The organism is Streptomyces sp. NBC_00986 (assembly GCF_045162565.1).
GTDB lineage: Bacteria > Actinomycetota > Actinomycetes > Streptomycetales > Streptomycetaceae > Streptomyces.
In genome coordinates, this window is the sequence record NZ_CP108733.1 from 2,208,253 (window position 1) to 2,224,920 (window position 16,668).

A 16,668-nucleotide genomic window follows, 5' to 3' on the forward strand; every position below is an offset into this window, starting at 1 on the left:
CGCGCATCAGTAGGCCCCCTGCCCGTGGAGCACGGCACGCAGCGTCTTCCACAAGATCACCGTGTCCAGGGCGAGCGACCAGTCCTCCACGTAGCGCAGGTCGAGGCGGACCGCCTCCTCCCACGGCAGGTCGCTGCGTCCGCTGATCTGCCACAGGCCGGTGAGCCCGGGCTTGACCAGCAACCGCCGCCGGATGTCCGGGCCGTACGCGGCGGACTCCTCCGGCAGCGGGGGCCGCGGTCCGACGAGCGACATCGATCCGGTGAGCACGTTGAAGAGCTGCGGGAGCTCGTCGAGCGAGTACCGGCGCAGCACCGCTCCCACCCGGGTCACCCGCGGATCCCGGCGGAGCTTGAACAGCAGGCCCGCGCCCTCGTTCCGGTCGGCCAGGCCCGCCCGTGCCCCGTGGGCCCCGGTGACCATGGTGCGGAACTTGACGATGGTGAACTCGCGGCCGTCCTTGCCGACCCTGCGCTGGCGGTAGAGGACCCCGCCGCGGCTGTCCATCAGCACGAGCAGCCCGACGAGGAGCATCAGCGGCGCGAACACCACCAGCAGAATCGTTGCGCCCAGCCGGTCGACGACCCCCTTGATCGCCCGGCGGCCCCCGCTGAAGGTCGGCATGCTGACCCGCAGCAGCGGGATTCCGAGCACCGCGTCGACATGCAGGCGCGGGCCGGCCACCTCCATCAGCACCGGGGCGACGATCATCTCGGCGTCGCTGCCTTCGAGGTTCCAGGCCAGCCGCTGCAGCCGGTCCGGTGACCAGTGCGGGTCCGGGGTGACGGCGACGACACGGTAGCCGTCGTGGCGGACGTGCTTCGCGACGTCCTCCAGCAGGCCGATGACCGGCACTCCGTCCAACTGGTCGCCGTCGAGGCCGCCTTGCTCGCCGTCGACCCCGCGGCCGTCCGTCGTGCACACCGCCTCCACCCGCCAGCCGAGGTGCGGGAACTTGCGGGTGCGGTTGATCAGGTCGCGCACGGTGGCCGGGCTCCCGGCGGCGAGCACCGGTCTCAGGCACCGTCCTTCGTTGCGCTGTTTGTGCAGCCAGAGGCGGAGCAGATACCGCTCGGTCATGGTGACGAGCGCGATCGCGGGGATCGCGACGAAGATCCAGAGCTTGATGTTGCGCGAGGTCAGAGCGATCCCGCCGAGCGCCAGCACGACGGTCGCCGTGAACAGCGAGCGTCCGAGCCGACGGAATTCCTCGGCACCCTGGCCGAGCACGGCAGGAGCCCACGACCGGCTCACCGCGAGCGCCCCCAGCACCAGCAGCTGGGTGCCGAAGGCCAGAATCCCCCACTTCTCATGCCAGTTGGCCGCGTCCCGGGCCCCGAAGAAGTCGCCGATCGACGCCACCACGAAGGCGGTGGCCACGGTGTCGCTGAAGATCACGGTACGGCGGTACCGCTGTTCCCAATCGGTCGCGGGCTGACTGATCGCCCCGTCCGCCAGACGCTCGCGCGCCGACGGAAAAGGACCGAGTATTCCCCCCTGCCGCACAGAACCCCCCAAGGTCCCCAGTGGTCCGGCGTCGCCGCCTCACACTGTTTTGCCCCCTGCGGAGGGTCCCCGCCCCCCGCACTGTGCCTCCCCCTCGAGAGGCCCCCTCCGCGCTGTTCCCCCTCGGAAAGCCACCGCCCCCGGCGTATGGCGTCCCGGCCGTCCCAGAGCTACCTGAACAACCCTGGCGGCAGCAGACTCTCAGGTCCTGCCGAGCTCTTGACGTACGCGAAGTCCCGTCGAAACTTCGGGGGCTCCCCGCGCCCCAAGTCCCTCTCCGGCTCCAAGAATTGATCCCCCCGAACATCCGGCGCGAGAGACGCGGCTACTGGCCGTCCACAACGCCGAACCCATAGATCATCATTTGTCGCCTGGTGTCCCACCATGCGAAAGCACGGTCAATCTAGACCATCTTGGGCCGCCTGAAGAGAGGTCTGTGTGGACTTTGTGCTCAAGATTTGTAGACGGGTCCATAGATCGGCAACCGCCTGCGGGTGCCTCGGTGACGGAAAACGTACGGTGCGCCCCGCGATGGCGGGAGTTCTCCCAGCCGACGGCACCGGCGACCCGAGGCGTCCCGGCACGGATCGGCGGCACCCGGGAACAGGTCTTCACCGCTCTGTTCGCGCAGGCAGACGCCGAGTGACGACCTCGACCGGGTCCTCGCCGTCGGCTCCGAGACCGTGCGCGCCGGCCGGCACGTCTCCGAAGCCCGCGCAAATCCGCCCCGGCCGCGTCGGGTGCCCAACCGGCCAACCCACCTGCCCGTGTGGCGCAATCTCGCGAGCCGTCCGCCTCCACCCCAGGAGACAGAATTTGCTCGAATTGGTGCCGCAAAGGCCGCCCAGATCGCCACCCGCGAACGCCGCGGCGGATCCGGTGGCCGGCCTTCGGCCTTCGCCGGTACGGGAGCGCAACAAGATCACGTCGAAGACCGCGCACCAAGCCGTCCCCGAACTCAGGAACCCCCGACGGGACCAGCCCGGAGGGACCAGCCCGGAGGGAGTCCCTCAACTCCCGCTCGCTGTCACACGCATCTCACCCGACAAGCCGCCCACGAAGCCATCGACACCGTCCGGCAGCCCCTCACCCGGATCGGGCGAAAGCCGACCGGCAGGACCGGCCTAAACGACTGCGATCCCCGCGCCACCGCTTCCCACGACGCCGCGAACCGGCCCCGCACCCGGCCCGGGACCACCACCCCCGCAGACACGGCAGAGGCCGCTTTCTCATCGCTGAGAAAACGGCCTCTGACCTGCGACTTCAAAAGTCGGGACGACAGGATTTGAACCTGCGACCCCTTGACCCCCAGTCAAGTGCGCTACCAAGCTGCGCCACGTCCCGCTGCCCGTCTGACCTGGGGTTTCCCCTGGTTGAACGCGCATGGAAACAATACCGCACTCACGTCGATGATCGCGCACGCCTTTATTCGGGGCCCACTTTCGACCGTCTCCGCGCGACCCCAGCACGACACTTGACCTGAAGTCTGGTTGAGGTTGCACGATCGTCCACATGACGATGACCACCACGGAACACAGCCGCCTGTACACGTACGGCGACCTGCCCCGGCTCATGGGGCTGATGACCGGCGACGAGAAGCACGGCCCGGCGGCGACCTCGACGCTGGACGCGCTGTGGGTCCTCTACGAACGGGTGCTGCGGGTCGGCCCGGAGCGGATGGACGACCCCGAGCGGGACCGGTTCCTGCTGTCCAAGGGGCACGGGCCCATGGCCTACTACGCCGTGCTGGCCGCCAAGGGATTCGTACCGGTGGGCTGGCTCCCGGACTTCGGCTCCTACGACTCGCCGCTCGGGCACCATCCCGACCGGGTGCTGGTGCCGGGCGCCGAGATCGGCAGCGGATCGCTGGGGCACGGGCTGCCGATCGCCGTCGGGACGGCACTGGGACTGCGTGCCCAGGGGCGCACCGAACCGCGGGTCTGGGTGCTGGTCGGGGACGCCGAACTGGACGAGGGCAGCAACCACGAGGCCATCGCCTTCGCCGGTCCCGCCGGACTGGAACGCCTGCACACCGTCGTCGTCGACAACTCCTCCGCCAGCCATGCCCGGCCCGGCGGTATCGCCGCCCGCTTCGAGGCCGCGGGCTGGTCCGCCGTGACGGTCGACGGCCGTGACCACGAAGCGCTGTACGCCGCGTTCACCGCGCCGCACCCCGGCCGCCCACATGTGGTCGTGGCCCGGGTGGAACCGAAGTCCGCCTGATCGTCCCTCCCCATCGCCATCACCGGCACATCGAGAAAGGCTCTCCATGGACACCATGCGCGACCGTTTCGCCCCGGTCGTCTCCCGGCTGCTCGACGAGGACCCGCGGGTCGCGGTCGTGCTCGCCGAGATCGGCAAGGACGGCTTCGCGGACGCCCGACTCCGGCACCCCGACCGGGTGATCAACGTCGGCATCCGCGAGCAGCTCCTCGTCGGCGCGGGCGCGGGACTCGCCCTGACCGGGATGCGCCCGGTCGTGCACACCTTCGCGAGTTTCCTCGTCGAGCGGCCCTTCGAGCAGGTCAAGCTGGACCTCGGGCACCAGGACGTCGGCGCGGTCCTGGTGAGCGCGGCGGCCTCCTTCGACTGGCCCGCCGGCGGGTTCACGCACATGGCTCCGGGCGACGTGGCCCTCCTCGACACTCTGGACGGCTGGACAGTTCACGTGCCGGGCCACCCGGACGAGGCCGAGACCCTGCTACGGCACGCGGTCGCCGCGGGCGACGACAAGGTGTACGTACGGCTGTCGGTCCAGTCGAACGCGGAGGCCCTCCCGGTCGACGGCGCGCGCTTCCGCACCGTCCGCCAGGGCCGCTCCGGCGTGGTCGTCGCCGTCGGGCCGATGCTCGACACCGTCCTCGCCGCGACGGTGGGTCTCGCCGTCACCGTCCTGTACGCCACGACCGTACGGCCCTTCGACGCGGACGCGGTGCGCGCCGCCACCCGGGATGCCGGGACGGACGTGGTCCTCGTCGAGCCGTATCTGGCGGGCACCTCGACAGCGGCCGCCAACGACGCACTCGCCGACGTGCCCCACCGCGTGCTCGGCCTGGGCGTCGGCAAGACCGAACTGCGGCGCTACGGCACCGTCGCCGAACACCTCACCGCCCACGGCCTCGACGCGCGAACCCTCCGCCAGCGGATCGGCGGCTTTGTGGGCGGATGACGAGGCGAGAGAGGCATCGGCGGCGGGCGGACGGCGGTGCAGGGTCGAGACCCGGCGTACGACCATGCCCCCCACCGGCACCCGTAGTCGCCGTCAACTCTCCTGCGGGCACGCCCGCTCGCGTATCGCCGCATCACCAGGGGCAGTTGGATCGCTCGGGGCACTCGGACCGGCCGTGATCGCGTCGGCCCGTATCAGCCCGCGGATGGCAGGAACCAGGAGCAGGGAGACCGGCACCACGAAGCTCATCGCGCCCGCGACGAGGAGCACCTGGTCCGCGCCGAGGGCCGCGGCGGCGGGGCCCGCCAAGGCCTGACCGACCGGCATCATCGCGAGGGAGCCCGCCACGTCGTACGCGTGGATGCGGTTGAGGACGTCCGGCGGGACCTGGGTCTGGACACTGGTCGCCCACATCACGCCCCAGAAGGACATCCCCACCCCGGCGACAGCGGCGCCTGCCGCCATGGCCGGTACGCCCAGTCCCGCTCCGACGGTCGCCGGGAAACCGGCGAAGGCGAAGAGGGCGATCGCACCGGCGCGCAGCATACGGCGGGGGCGCAGCCGCAGGGCGAGGAGTCCGCCTACGACGGTGCCCGCGCCGAGGGCCGAGTTGACCAGGCCGTAGGCGCGTGGGCCGTGCTGCTGCACCACCTCTGTCGCCACGAGCGGAACGGTCGGGCCCCATACGGCGATCATGTAGAAGCACCAGACGGCGATGACTCCCCAGAGCCATGTGCGTGATCTGAACTCCCGCCAGCCCTCGACCAGATCGGCCTTGAAGGCACCCGACCCGTGCCCGGGTTCGCGGCTGCCCGGTGCGAGCGGGGGCAGCCGCAGCAGCAGGAGACAGAGGGCGCTGACCGCGTAGGTGGCGGCGTGGGCCGCGAACACGCCGCCGGGCGAGGTGAATCCGACGAGCAGGCCCGCGACGGCCGGGCCCGCGAGCTGGGCGGCGGACTCGGCGGTGCGTATCGCGCCGTTCGCGCCCTGGATGTCGGAGGCGAGTCGCGGCACCGTGCTCGCCACGCCGGGCTGGAACACCGCGCCCGCCACGCCGTTGACGAAGCCGATCGCGCAGATCTCCCAGAGCACGACATGGCCGGTGAAGAAGAGTGCGGCGGCGAGGGACTGGGTGCCGAGGCGCACCAGGTCGGCGCCGATCATCAGCTTGCGGGTGCTGAAACGGTCCGCGATCACCCCGCCGAAGACCACAAGTCCCGCGAAGGCGGCGGCCGTTGAGGCCATGGCGAGGCCGACCGCGCCCGCGCCGTACCCGTGTTCCAGGAGGCCGGCGGCGAGGGCCACGGGCAGCATGGTGTCGCCGAGGCGGGCGACGGCGCGGGCCACGAAGAACATCGCGAAGTCCCGTGACCAGACGGGCCGTTCGCCACCTCCGCCGCCCCGCTTCACCGCCCCTACCACCGTACCGGCACCCCCTCCAGCACCCCCTCCAGCACCGCTTCCCGCGCCCCTTCCGGCAACGATGTCAGTGCCATCGCCATCGGCTCCGCCCGACTCAGCCTCCGGCCCGCTCCCCGTCCCCGTACTCATCCCCCACCGCTCCGTCCCCCGACCGCCGCCCCCGAAGCGCCCCGCCGGTGCTCATGACATCCCGCTCGGAATCGTTGTCGTGGGAGCCGGATCCCCCTCCGTCCCGGCTCCCACTCCCGCTTTCGGATGATGCCACGCACCACTGACAACGCCCGAGGGAATTTCAGTCGCCGGACCCGGACGGGAGGCCCAACTCGGGGTAGGCGTCCAGGAGTCGGGGCGGGGCCGCCTGACGCCAGGAGTCGGCGAGGATGTCGCGGAGTTCGTCCTCGCTGTCCAGTGCGGAGAGGCGGGCCCGGACCCAGGCGAAGCCGGCCTCGTGGTCGGCGATCCAGAACTTCTCCGGTTCGGCCAGGACGAGTTCGTCGCGCTCCTCCTTGGGGCAGCGCACCGCGATGGAGGTCTCCTCCTCGGGCACGGTGACGAACATCTTTCCGGCGACCCGGAAGGTGGGCATGTTCCAGGCGACCTTCTCCGTCGTGTCCGGGAGGGAGAGGGCGACACGTCGTACGTCTTCGGCATCCGGCATGACTCGCAAGATAGCGGCTGCCACTGACAATCACCTGGTGGGAGTGCCTGCCCCCAAGCCCGCCTCGACGCCTGCCGTCGCCCCCTTCCCCACGCGCTTGTAGTACAGCGTCGTCGGCCGCAGCACCCCGGCCGGGCTCGCCGCGTAGTCCGGGATCACGCCGGCCCGGGTCCAGCCGGCCGAGCGGTACAGGTGCTCGGCGGGACTGTCGGTCTCGGTGTCGAGGTGGAGGAGGGTGATACCGGCGGCGACGGCCCCGTCCTCGGCGACGGTCAGGAGCCGACGGCCGAGCCCCGATCCCCTTGCCTCCCTGTGCACCATCAGCTTGACCAACTCGGCACGGTGGCGGCTGTTGGGCTTGCCGGGGAAGGCCAGGCTCACCGTGCCGACGACCCGGTCGCCGCGCAGCGCCACCCACACGGCGAGTTGCCCGGCGGTGACACCGTCGGCGCGCTCCCGCCACCAGTCGACGGCGGCCGCCCGGCCGAGCGGCGCGAGGAACCCGATCGAGGCGCCGTCGTCCACGGTGTCGGTCAGTAGCTCGGCCAACTCATCGACGGCAGCGAGCAGTTGAGGGCCGTCCAGGCCCCGCACAGTCGCCTTCACACCCACCTTCGCATTCCCATTCACGGCAACACCACCGCCAATACGTAACGCACGTCGTCAGTACCCGCGCACCGGAACCGCGTCGGCCCCCACACCCGCAACCGCAGACAGTCACCGGCGTCGAGGTGGTGCTCGGTGTCCTGGGCCGTCACGTCGAGAGCGCCCTCCAGGACCCAGATGTGCTGTTCCAGGCCGGGCACGGGCGGCCGGTCGTAGGCGAGGTCGGCGCCCGGGCGGAGTCGCCCTTCGACGAGTTCGCCGCGCAACCCGGTGTGCGGGGGCGACACGGATCGTCGTACGAAGCCGGAGGCGCGGTCCTCCCACACCGGTTGCTCGGCGGCGCGGACCAGCAGGGCGGGTTCGGCCTCCACCTCGCTGAGGAGTTGGGACATGGTGCGGCCGTAGACACCGCAGAGGCGGTTGAGGAGGGAGGCGGTGGGGCTGATCTCGGCGCGTTCGGCACGGGACAGGGTCGAACGGCTCACCCCGCTCCGCTCCGCCAACTCGCCCAGGGACCAACCATGTTCGGCCCGCAGCTCGGCGAGCCGGACGCCGAGTCGGACGTCCACCGGGTCGAGAGTCGCCGCCGTTTCCTCGGATCTCATATCCGGGACGATATCCCGGATATGAGAAAACGAGGTTACGTCCGGGCCACTTCCACCAACGCGTCCAGGACCGGGCGGATCAGCGGGTGCTCCTCCGTGCCGCGTCGTACGGCGGCGAAGACCCGGCGGGTCGGGGCCACCCCGTCGACGGGCCGGACGACGACTCCGGTCAGGTCCATGCCGCGGAGCGCCGAGCGGGGGACGAGGGCCACGCCCGCGTCGGCCGAGGCGAGGGCGACGACGGCGCGGAAGTCGTCGGAGGAGTGTTCGAGGCGGGGCTGGAATCCGGCGTTCTCGCAGGCCAGGACGACGACCTCGTGGCAGGGGTTGCCGGGGTAGGGGCCGATCCAGGAATCCTTGGCCAGTTCGGCGAGGGGGACCTCGTCGGCGTCGGCGAGGCGGTGGGTGACCGGGACGACCGCGTCGAACGGCTCGGCGTAGAGCGGGAGATGGGTCAGACGCGGGTCGTCGGCGGGCGGCGCCCCGCGGTACTCGACGGCGACCGCGACGTCCACCTGCCGGTCAAGCACCATCGGCAGGCTGGCGTCACCCTCGGCGTCCTGGACGCGGATGCGGATGCCGGGCGCCAGGCGGGCGAGCCGGGTCACCGCCGGTGCCACGACCTCCGCGATGCCGGTCGCGAACGCGGCGACGGTGACCGTGCCAGCCGCACCCGAGCTGTACGCGGCGAGCTCCGCCTCGGCCCGCTCCAGCTGGGCCAGGACCACATTGGTGTGACTGAGCAGAATCTCACCGGCCGGGGTCAGCCGCACCCCCTTGGCCCCGCGCTCGACCAGCCGGTGCCCGGTCTCCTGCTCCAGCGCGGCAAGCTGCTGCGAGACCGCCGAGGGAGTCAGATACAACGCGGCGGCCGCCGCCGTCACGGTGCGGTGGTCGGCCACCGCACGGAGGATATGGAGCCGCCGCGCTTCGATCATGCGACCGATTATCGCAATATGTCCGAGGGGTCGGGCGAACGCGGGACGGTCGGGGTCCGGGGCCAGGGGCGGTACGGGTGCGGGCCCCGGGTGCCGGGTGCGGGCCCCGGGTGCGGGCTCCGGGTGCGGGCTCCGGGTGCAGGTGCGGGTGCGGGTCTGAGTCGGGACCCGGTCCGGGTCGAGGTCCGGGGGCCGGGTTCAGTACGGGTCCGGGTCGAGGTCCGGGGGCCGGGTTCAGTACGGGTCCGGGTCGAGGTCCGGGGGCCGGGTTCAGTACGGGTCCGGGTCGAGGTCCGGGGGCCGGGTTCAGTACGGGTCCGGGTCGAGGTCCGGGGGCCGGGTTCAGTACGGGTCCGGGTCGAGGTCCGGGGGCCGGGTTCAGTACGGGTCCGGGTCGAGGTGCAGGTCGGGGTCGAAGTCGGGGTCCGGGGCCCGGTCCGAGTTGAGGTCCGGGGGCCGGTCCGGGCCGGGTCGGGACCCTGGCGCAGTACGGATCCGTGTCGGGGCGCACGTCGGGACCGGAGTCCGAGCCGGGGTCCGGGGGCCGGTCCGGTCCGGGACCCAGGCGCGGTACGGGTGCAGGTCGGGATCGGAGTCCGAGCCGGGGTCCGGGCGCGGGTCCGGGTCCGAGGTGATCGGATCCGGTCGGGACCGGAGTCCGAGCCGGGGTCCGGGCGCAGGTCCGGGTCCGGGTCCGAGGTGATCGGATCGGCCCTCCAGCGCAGCCCACCGGCTCCACCCTCAACCCACCCCCGCCCTCAACTCACCTCCCGTCCCTTACCCCTCCAGCTCAGCCCGCGCAGCGACAAACGCCTCTACCGCCCGATTCACATCCCCCGTGGAGTGCGCGGCCGACAACTGCACCCGGATCCGGGCAGCACCCTGCGGGACCACCGGATACGAGAAGCCGATCACATACACGCCGCGCTCCAGCAGCAGCTCCGCCATCCGCCCGGCCACCGTCGCGTCGCCGATCATCACGGGGGCGATCGCATGGTCGCCGGGGAGGATGTCGAAGCCTTCCTCGGTCATCCTCCGGCGGAACAACGCCGTGTTCTCGGCGAGTTGGACCCGCAGGTCGTCCGCGGACTCCAGCAGGTCGAGCACCTTGAGGGAGGCCGCGGCGATCACCGGAGCCAGAGTGTTCGAGAAGAGGTACGGCCGGGAGCGCTGGCGCAGCAGCGCGACGATCTCCGCGCGAGCCGCGACGTAGCCGCCGGAGGCGCCGCCCAGGGCCTTGCCGAGCGTGCCGGTGATGATGTCGACGCGGTCCATGACGCCGTGCAGTTCGGGGGTGCCCCGGCCGCCGGGGCCGACGAAACCGACGGCGTGGGAGTCGTCGACCATGACCATCGCGTCGTAGAGGTCGGCGAGGTCGCAGATCTCATGGAGCGGTGCCACGTAACCGTCCATGGAGAAGACGCCGTCGGTGACGATCAGCTTCCTGCGCGCACCCGACGCCTCCTTCAACTGCCCTTCCAGATCGGCCATGTCACGGTTGGCGTAGCGCAGGCGGCGGGCCTTGGAGAGGCGGATGCCGTCGATGATCGAGGCGTGGTTGAGCGCGTCGGAGATGACCGCGTCCTCCGGGCCCAACAGGGTTTCGAAGACACCGCCGTTGGCGTCGAAGCAGGAGGAGTAGAGGATCGTGTCCTCCTGGCCCAGGAACGCGGACAGCCGGGCCTCAAGTTCCTTGTGGACCTCCTGCGTTCCGCAGATGAAGCGCACGGACGCCATGCCGTAGCCCCAGCGGTCGAGGGCCGCGTGGGCGGCGGCGACGACCTCGGGGTGGTCGGCGAGGCCCAGGTAGTTGTTGGCGCAGAAGTTGAGGACCTCGCCGGGACGCCCGCCCGCGGTGACGTTCACGGTCGCGGACTGCGGCGAGCCGATCACGCGCTCGGGCTTGTGGAGTCCGGCGGCGCGGATCTCGTCGAGGGTGGTGCGGAGGTCGTCGCGCACGGAGTCGAACATGGGGGAAGCTCCTAAAGTTCCTTCAGCGAGAGGGAGTTGCTCGGTCCGACAGGGAGTTGCTCGGTCCCAAAGGGAGTCACGCGCCCCATGGGAGTCACGCGGTCCAGTCCAGGATGACCTTGCCGCCCTTGCCGCTCGCCGCGTCCGCGAACGCCGCCTCGAAATCACGGTGCCCGTACCGGCCGGTGATCACGGGCGCGAGGTCCAGGCCGCCCTCCAGCAGGACCGACATCGCGTACCACGTCTCGAACATCTCACGGCCGTAGATGCCCTTGATGGTGAGCATCGAGGTGACGACGCGGGACCAGTCGACCGGGAACTCCTCGGCGGGCAGGCCCAGCATGGCGATACGGCCGCCGTGCGTCATGTTGGCGATCATGTCGCGCATGGCCTCGGGGCGGCCGGACATCTCCAGGCCGATGTCGAAGCCCTCGCGGAGTCCCAACTCCCGCTGTCCGTCTGCGATCTGAGCTTCCGTCACGTTCAATGCGAGGCTCACGCCTATCTTGCGGGCGAGGGCGAGCCGTTCCTCGCTCACATCCGTCACTACGACGTTCCGCGCACCGGCGTGCCGCGCAACCGCCGCCGCCATCAAGCCGATCGGGCCCGCACCGGTGATCAGTACGTCCTCGCCGACGAGCGGGAAGGACAGCGCGGTGTGCACGGCGTTGCCGAACGGGTCGAAGATCGCGGCGACATCGAGGTCGACCGGGACGCGGTGCACCCACACGTTGGCGGCGGGCAGCACGACGTACTCCGCGAAGGCCCCGTCCCTCCCGACGCCGAGCCCGACCGTCGCGCGGCACAGATGGCGGCGCCCGGCGAGGCAGTTGCGGCACTTGCCGCACACCAAGTGGCCCTCGCCGCTGACGAGTTCACCGACGGCGATGTCGGCGACGTCCCGGCCCGTCTCCACGACCTCGCCCACGAACTCGTGGCCGAGCACCAGCGGCGTACGGATCGTCTGCCGCGCCCAGCCGTCCCAGTTCCGGATGTGCAGATCGGTGCCGCAGATCCCGGTCCGCAGGACCTTGATCAGTACGTCGCCGGGTCCGACGGCGGGCTCCGGCACGTCCGCGAGCCACAGCCCGGGCTCCGCCTTCTCCTTGACCAGCGCCTTCAACGCAACGGCTCCTGAGGGTGAGGTCCCGGGCGCGGGCACGCCGAACGAGCCCGTTCCTGGGGTGGGGTGGATTCTGTTAGCAATCTGCCCCACCGGAGCGCCCGGGTCCATCGAGGTTTTCTTAAGCCGTGTCGCAGCTTTCCTTCACAGCTGTCAGAGCCGCGACACCTGGTAGTGGGCGATGGCCCACCCGTCCGCCACCCGCTTGACCAGCACCGCGAGTTTCACGTCGACCGGCGGCCGGTCGGTGAACGTGAACTCCGTGTCCAGATAGCCGAGTACGAGATCGTCGGCGTACCGTCGGGTTTCGAGGATCTCGAACTCGGCTGTCATGCCCAGGGGTTGGGAGTCGTAGTACTCGGCGACTCCCTTCCGGCCGACGCTGTAGGGGTGCAGCCCCTGGAAGATCGCGTCCTCGGTGAAGAGGGACGCGACCCGCTGCGGCTCATGCGCGTCCACGGCCGCTTTCCACGGGTCCAGGACACCGCGCAGGACGAGTTCGTCGTCGTTCGTGCTGTTCATGTCCGTCGACCTTTCTCAGTGACCGGCGCTCATGCCGCCGTCGACATGCAGGATCTCGCCGGTGACGAAGGGGGCGTTCTCCAAGAACACCACGGCGTCGACGATGTCGCTCACCTCGCCCATCCGGCCCACCGGGTGCAGTCCGGCGAGGCCTGTGTGGGTCTCCTCCGGGTGCATCGGCGTCTTGATGGTGCCCGGCGACACGGCGTTGGCGCGGATGCCGCGGGTGGCGTACTCGATGGCGAGGGACTTGGTGGCGGACTGCAGGCCGCCCTTGGTCAGCGAGGCCAGGGCGGAGGGGACGCGGGCGTCGGCGTTGTCGACCAGGCTGGTGGTGACGTTGACGATGTGGCCGCCGCCCTGGGCGAGCATGTGGCCGATGGCCAGCTGGGTGATCCGGAAGAACCCGGTCATGTTGATGCCGAGCACGGACGCGTAGTCGTCGGCCGTGTAGTCGGTGAACGGCTTGGCGACGAACACGCCCGCGTTGTTGACCAGCGTGTCGACGCGGCCGAACCGCTCGATCGCGGCGGCGACGACCCGCTCGGCGGTCGCCGGGTCGGCGATGTCGCCCTGGACGGTGAGCACGTCCGCGTCGTCGGCCGGGGCGATGGTGCGCGAGGTGGCGACGACGGCGTAACCGAGCTTGCGGTACGCGTCGACGACGCCGGCTCCGATGCCTTGCGAGGCACCGGTGACGATCGCGACCTTCTGGGTCTGAGAGCTCATGACGTCCTTCTCCGAAGTAGCGGCAGTGGATGCGGCGCTCCCGGTCGGTCTCCTGACTAGCCGACCGGTCGCCTATTGGAGAAAGTAGGCGACCCTGAACGGCGAAAGCAAAGGTCAGACGGGGTTTTCCCAGGACCGGAATCCTCGCTGCTGGGAGGCCTGGCCTCCCACTCCACGTCAGCGGTGCGGGTCGCCCTCGGGCAACCAGGCGTCGGGGGCGCGCAGTCCGAGGTCGCCGACGCCGTCACAGAGCGCGTCCACGGCCGCGAGCACCGACGTCCGTGTCTCGCCCTCGCGCCACACCAGCGACCAGGTCCAGTGGACGGTCGGCCCGACGATCTCGCGGCGCACCAGGTCGGACGGCAGTGAAGTGGTCTGCCCCTTGGGCGAGTTGACGACCGGACGACGGCTGCGGCGCACGTGGTCGAAGAACGCGGGGCCGGTGACACCACCGTCGGAGATGGGCACGGCCTGTGCCCCGGTGTCATGCGCGAGCTGCTCGGCGTAGACGTTCCACGACGACCAGGAATTGGTGTCGTCGTCGAGGAGGAGGGCGGTGTCCCGAGCCCGTACATCGCCGGTGTCGGTGCCCGGGGACACCGCGTACAGCCGGTCCGCGCCGAGCAGCCGGGCCCGCAGCCCGTGCCGCTTCAGGTCCTCGTCCCGTACCCAGCACACGGCGAGGTCCAGACTGCCGTCCGCGACCCGGGCGGCCTGTGTGTGCGAGGGCGCGACCCACGCGTCGACGTGCACCTGGGCCACTCCGGCGGTCCGTGAAGTCAGGTCCGCGGGAAGCCAGTTGACGTAGCCGAGCCGGACCGCCTCGGAGCCCGCGAGCCGCCCGGCCCGGCGCCGGAGGTCGTCGGCGCGCTCCAGCAGGGCGCGGGTGTGCGGGAGCAGGGCGGCTCCGGCCGGGGTGAGGGAGACCGAGCGGCGGTCGCGGTCGAAGAGCCGTACGCCCAGGTCGCGTTCGAGGGCCTTGATCTGCTGGGAGAGGGAGGGGCCGGCGATCAGGAGGCGGTCGGCGGCCCGGCCGAAGTTCAGCTCCTCGGCGACGGCGACGAAGTACCTCAGTTGGCGCAGCTCCACGTCCGTCATGCTACGCGGGCTGGGAGGCCGTACCTCGCAGCAGGGAGCGAGCCCGTCGTGGCGCCCGGGCCGGTCACGGGCGACGATGAGGGCATGGAAGTCCGGCGCCCCGAAGCGCCGCCGGGCGGGCCCGAACGGAGCGAGATCATGCTGCGAGAGTTCCTGGTCGAGATCACCACCACGATCCCCGAGGGCACCCCTCAGGACGAGGTCGCCCGGCGCCGCGCCGCCGAGGCCGACCGCGCCCGCAAACTGGCCGCGACCGGTCGTCTGGCCCGGCTGTGGCGCCCGGTCGGCGAGCTGCGCAGCGTCGGCGTCTGGCGCGCCGCCGACGAGGAGGAACTCCACGCGAAGGTGCTCGGCACCCTGCCCCTCCACGCGTGGATGACCTTCGCCGTCACTCCGCTGGAACCGCACCCGAACGACCCCGGCTATGCGGAGTAACTCGCCTTACCTGTAAGGGATTTCACCACCATGAGCCGCTGCGCCCCGGTCCCCGCACCCCGGGCGGAGGGCTCCCTCCTGTCCCCTTGGGCCCACGTCGCGCGGGCCGCCGCGGCCCTCGCGGCGGGCATGGGCGTCGGCCGCTTCGTCTACACCCCGATCCTCCCGCTGATGCACGCCCAGGCAGGGCTCTCCACCGCCGCGGGCGCCCACCTGGCCACCGCCAACTACGTCGGCTACCTCCTCGGCGCCCTCGCAGGCACCCTCTCCCCCGCCCTGGTCCGCTCCCGCACGGTCCTGCGCGGCTCGTTCGTCCTCCTGACCAGCACCCTCGCGGCGATGCCCGCCACCCACAGCACCACGGCATGGATCGCACTGCGCCTGCTGGCAGGGGTGGCGAGCGCGCTGATCTTCGTGGTCGCGGTCAGCTCACTCCTCGGCCACCTGCACAACCACCCGGCGCACCTGCCCGGTTGGGGCTTCGGCGGCATGGGCGCGGGCATCGCGCTCTCCGGCCTGCTGGTCCTCGCCCTGCGCTCCGTCGCGGACTGGCAGATCGCGTGGTGGTCCTCGGCCGCGCTCGCCACGGCGCTCGCGGCGGCCGCGTGGAATCTACGGCCCGAGGTGTCGGCCGCGCCCTCAACCGGCGCCCCGGACAAGGTGGTTGACCCCTGGTTCGGCGCCCTGTTCGTGAGCTACACGCTGGAAGGCGTCGGCTACATCGTCGCCGGGACCTTCCTGGTCGCCGCGATCGGGCAGAGTTCCCCGGGCTGGATCGGCGGCGGCGCGTGGGTGCTCGTAGGCCTGGCCGCCGTACCGTCCTCCGCCCTCTGGGCACGGCTCGGGCGCCGCTGGTCGCGGCCCGGGCTGCTGTGCGTGGCGCTGGTGATCCAGGCGGTCGGCATCGCGCTGCCCGCGCTGGTCGGCGGGGTGGCGGCGGCCCTGGTCTCGGCGGTGCTGTTCGGCGCGACCTTCATCGGCGTCAGCACGCTCGCCCTGGCGGCCGGGGCGGAGTTGCGATTCCCGCGCTCGGTGGCCCTGTTGACCGCCGGCTACTCCGTCGGCCAGATCCTCGGCCCCCTCGCCGTAGCCCCTCTCCTGCACCACGGCTACCGCCCGGCCCTGCTCCTGGCCGCCGCGGTGGTCCTCGCCGCGGCCGTCGCGGCCGCCGTCCTGCGGACCGGCTTCCCGCGCCGTCAAGCGGTGGCGCTACGACACTCCGCGCCCGCCCGGGACGTACGGACCGCCGGTCGCTGATCAGGCGGTGCGGGCCCCGAGCAGAGCCAGGCAGTTGGCCCAAAGGGGGCTCAGACGCCCGGTGTTGTTGTAGAGCTTCGCGAACATCACCTGGCCCTCCAGCTGCGCGACGACGGAACGCGCCGCCTCCCGGGAGTCGTTGACGGTGACGTCCCCGCGCTCGCGCGCCTCGCCGATGACCGCGGCGACCATCTCGACCTGGGCATCGAAGATCTCCTGGAGCCGCGCGCGAACGGCCTCGGTCTGATTGCTCATCTCCAGACTGAGGTTGCCGAACAGACAGCCCAGCACGGTGCCGCACCCCTGCTGTACGGCGTGCTGTCCGGCCTCGGTCTCCTCGAACAACTTCCGCAGCCGGTCCAGTGGTTGGGCAGCGCCGGTCTCCCCGCTCAGGATGCGCGTCCACTCCCGGCGCTGGTCCGCCCAGTGCTCGTCGACGACGGCCAGCGCGAGGGCCTCCTTCGACGCGTAGAAGTAGTAGAAGCTGCCCTTCGGCACTCCGGCCGCCTTGCAGATCTCGGCCACCCCCAGCGCCGAGTAACCGCGCGCCTCGAAGAGCGACCGCCCGGCGGCGAGGATCTTCTCTCCGGCATCACTGTTCCTGCCCATACGACAACTATACGACCGGT

General features: G+C 71.3%; 17 protein-coding genes and 1 tRNA gene. 5 read left to right on the plus strand and 13 right to left on the minus strand.

Annotated features, from left to right (window positions below; genetic code table 11):
• Positions 1-6 precede the first annotated feature (6 nt).
• Entirely contained in the window at positions 7-1,506 is a 1,500-nt protein-coding gene (locus OG504_RS09640; protein ID WP_405989407.1) for a sugar transferase, read from the minus strand.
• A 502-nt stretch (positions 1,507-2,008) separates the two neighbouring features.
• Between OG504_RS09640 and OG504_RS09645 the strand changes: the two genes are divergently transcribed.
• The gene (locus tag OG504_RS09645; protein WP_405989408.1) at positions 2,009-2,152 is read left to right on the plus strand and encodes a hypothetical protein; all 144 of its coding nucleotides are present in this window, start codon (positions 2,009-2,011) and stop codon (positions 2,150-2,152) included.
• A gap of 624 nt (positions 2,153-2,776) precedes the next feature.
• On the opposite strand, the gene OG504_RS09650 is transcribed toward OG504_RS09645, so the two are convergent.
• Positions 2,777-2,850, minus strand: a tRNA-Pro gene (locus tag OG504_RS09650).
• 174 nt (positions 2,851-3,024) lie between these two features.
• On the opposite strand from OG504_RS09650, the gene OG504_RS09655 reads away from it, so the two are divergent.
• Positions 3,025-3,729 (plus strand): transketolase, encoded by a 705-nt coding sequence (locus OG504_RS09655; protein ID WP_405996287.1) that lies wholly within the window; start codon positions 3,025-3,027, stop codon positions 3,727-3,729.
• Between the two features lie 46 nt (positions 3,730-3,775).
• On the plus strand, positions 3,776-4,675 hold the full coding sequence (locus OG504_RS09660; RefSeq protein WP_405989409.1) for a transketolase family protein: 900 nt from the start codon (positions 3,776-3,778) through the stop codon (positions 4,673-4,675).
• Positions 4,676-4,768: 93 nt separating this feature from the next.
• Here the strand turns inward: OG504_RS09660 and OG504_RS09665 are convergent, their stop codons facing one another.
• From OG504_RS09665 to OG504_RS09710, 10 genes are all read right to left on the minus strand, one after another.
• Complete coding sequence (locus tag OG504_RS09665; RefSeq protein WP_405989410.1) at positions 4,769-6,085, minus strand: MFS transporter; 1,317 nt, start codon at positions 6,083-6,085, stop codon at positions 4,769-4,771.
• A 304-nt stretch (positions 6,086-6,389) separates the two neighbouring features.
• Positions 6,390-6,755, minus strand: a complete 366-nt coding sequence (locus OG504_RS09670) for an MmcQ/YjbR family DNA-binding protein (RefSeq protein WP_405989411.1) — start codon at positions 6,753-6,755, stop codon at positions 6,390-6,392.
• A 30-nt stretch (positions 6,756-6,785) separates the two neighbouring features.
• A complete protein-coding gene (locus tag OG504_RS09675; protein ID WP_405989412.1) occupies positions 6,786-7,361 on the minus strand; it encodes a GNAT family N-acetyltransferase in 576 nt (191 codons plus the stop codon).
• Positions 7,362-7,381: 20 nt separating this feature from the next.
• Complete coding sequence (locus OG504_RS09680; protein WP_405989413.1) at positions 7,382-7,966, minus strand: helix-turn-helix domain-containing protein; 585 nt, start codon at positions 7,964-7,966, stop codon at positions 7,382-7,384.
• Positions 7,967-8,001: 35 nt separating this feature from the next.
• Positions 8,002-8,904, minus strand: a complete 903-nt coding sequence (locus tag OG504_RS09685) for a LysR family transcriptional regulator (RefSeq protein ID WP_405989414.1) — start codon at positions 8,902-8,904, stop codon at positions 8,002-8,004.
• Between the two features lie 777 nt (positions 8,905-9,681).
• Positions 9,682-10,875 (minus strand): glycine C-acetyltransferase, encoded by a 1,194-nt coding sequence (locus OG504_RS09690; protein WP_405989415.1) that lies wholly within the window; start codon positions 10,873-10,875, stop codon positions 9,682-9,684.
• A 94-nt stretch (positions 10,876-10,969) separates the two neighbouring features.
• Positions 10,970-11,998: an L-threonine 3-dehydrogenase gene (gene tdh / locus OG504_RS09695; protein WP_405989416.1), complete on the minus strand. Its 1,029-nt coding sequence runs from the start codon at positions 11,996-11,998 to the stop codon at positions 10,970-10,972.
• A 153-nt stretch (positions 11,999-12,151) separates the two neighbouring features.
• A complete protein-coding gene (locus tag OG504_RS09700) occupies positions 12,152-12,520 on the minus strand; it encodes a YybH family protein (protein WP_405989417.1) in 369 nt (122 codons plus the stop codon).
• Between the two features lie 15 nt (positions 12,521-12,535).
• Entirely contained in the window at positions 12,536-13,249 is a 714-nt protein-coding gene (locus tag OG504_RS09705) for an SDR family NAD(P)-dependent oxidoreductase (protein ID WP_405865663.1), read from the minus strand.
• A gap of 177 nt (positions 13,250-13,426) precedes the next feature.
• Positions 13,427-14,347, minus strand: a complete 921-nt coding sequence (locus OG504_RS09710; RefSeq protein ID WP_405989418.1) for a LysR family transcriptional regulator — start codon at positions 14,345-14,347, stop codon at positions 13,427-13,429.
• Between the two features lie 141 nt (positions 14,348-14,488).
• Here OG504_RS09710 and OG504_RS09715 point away from each other — a divergent pair, with 141 nt between their 5' ends.
• Both OG504_RS09715 and OG504_RS09720 read left to right on the plus strand, forming a co-directional pair.
• Complete coding sequence (locus tag OG504_RS09715) at positions 14,489-14,782, plus strand: muconolactone Delta-isomerase family protein (RefSeq protein ID WP_405996288.1); 294 nt, start codon at positions 14,489-14,491, stop codon at positions 14,780-14,782.
• 30 nt (positions 14,783-14,812) lie between these two features.
• Entirely contained in the window at positions 14,813-16,039 is a 1,227-nt protein-coding gene (locus tag OG504_RS09720) for a YbfB/YjiJ family MFS transporter (RefSeq protein WP_405989419.1), read from the plus strand.
• Here OG504_RS09720 and OG504_RS09725 read toward each other — a convergent pair whose 3' ends face one another.
• Positions 16,040-16,648: a TetR/AcrR family transcriptional regulator gene (locus tag OG504_RS09725; protein WP_405989420.1), complete on the minus strand. Its 609-nt coding sequence runs from the start codon at positions 16,646-16,648 to the stop codon at positions 16,040-16,042.
• Between the last annotated feature and the right edge of the window lie 20 nt (positions 16,649-16,668).

Excerpts from the sequence above, each read along its gene's own strand:
- OG504_RS09655 (WP_405996287.1), top strand. The coding sequence starts at position 3,025 with ATGACCACCACGGAACACAGCCGCCTGTACACGTACGGCGACCTGCCC.
- OG504_RS09660 (WP_405989409.1), top strand. The coding sequence starts at position 3,776 with ATGGACACCATGCGCGACCGTTTCGCCCCGGTCGTCTCCCGGCTGCTC.
- OG504_RS09670 (WP_405989411.1), bottom strand. The coding sequence starts at position 6,755 with ATGCCGGATGCCGAAGACGTACGACGTGTCGCCCTCTCCCTCCCGGAC.
- OG504_RS09680 (WP_405989413.1), bottom strand. The coding sequence starts at position 7,966 with ATGAGATCCGAGGAAACGGCGGCGACTCTCGACCCGGTGGACGTCCGA.
- OG504_RS09685 (WP_405989414.1), bottom strand. The coding sequence starts at position 8,904 with ATGATCGAAGCGCGGCGGCTCCATATCCTCCGTGCGGTGGCCGACCAC.
- OG504_RS09690 (WP_405989415.1), bottom strand. The coding sequence starts at position 10,875 with ATGTTCGACTCCGTGCGCGACGACCTCCGCACCACCCTCGACGAGATC.
- OG504_RS09700 (WP_405989417.1), bottom strand. The coding sequence starts at position 12,520 with ATGAACAGCACGAACGACGACGAACTCGTCCTGCGCGGTGTCCTGGAC.
- OG504_RS09705 (WP_405865663.1), bottom strand. The coding sequence starts at position 13,249 with ATGAGCTCTCAGACCCAGAAGGTCGCGATCGTCACCGGTGCCTCGCAA.
- OG504_RS09710 (WP_405989418.1), bottom strand. The coding sequence starts at position 14,347 with ATGACGGACGTGGAGCTGCGCCAACTGAGGTACTTCGTCGCCGTCGCC.
- OG504_RS09720 (WP_405989419.1), top strand. The coding sequence starts at position 14,813 with ATGAGCCGCTGCGCCCCGGTCCCCGCACCCCGGGCGGAGGGCTCCCTC.
- OG504_RS09725 (WP_405989420.1), bottom strand. The coding sequence starts at position 16,648 with ATGGGCAGGAACAGTGATGCCGGAGAGAAGATCCTCGCCGCCGGGCGG.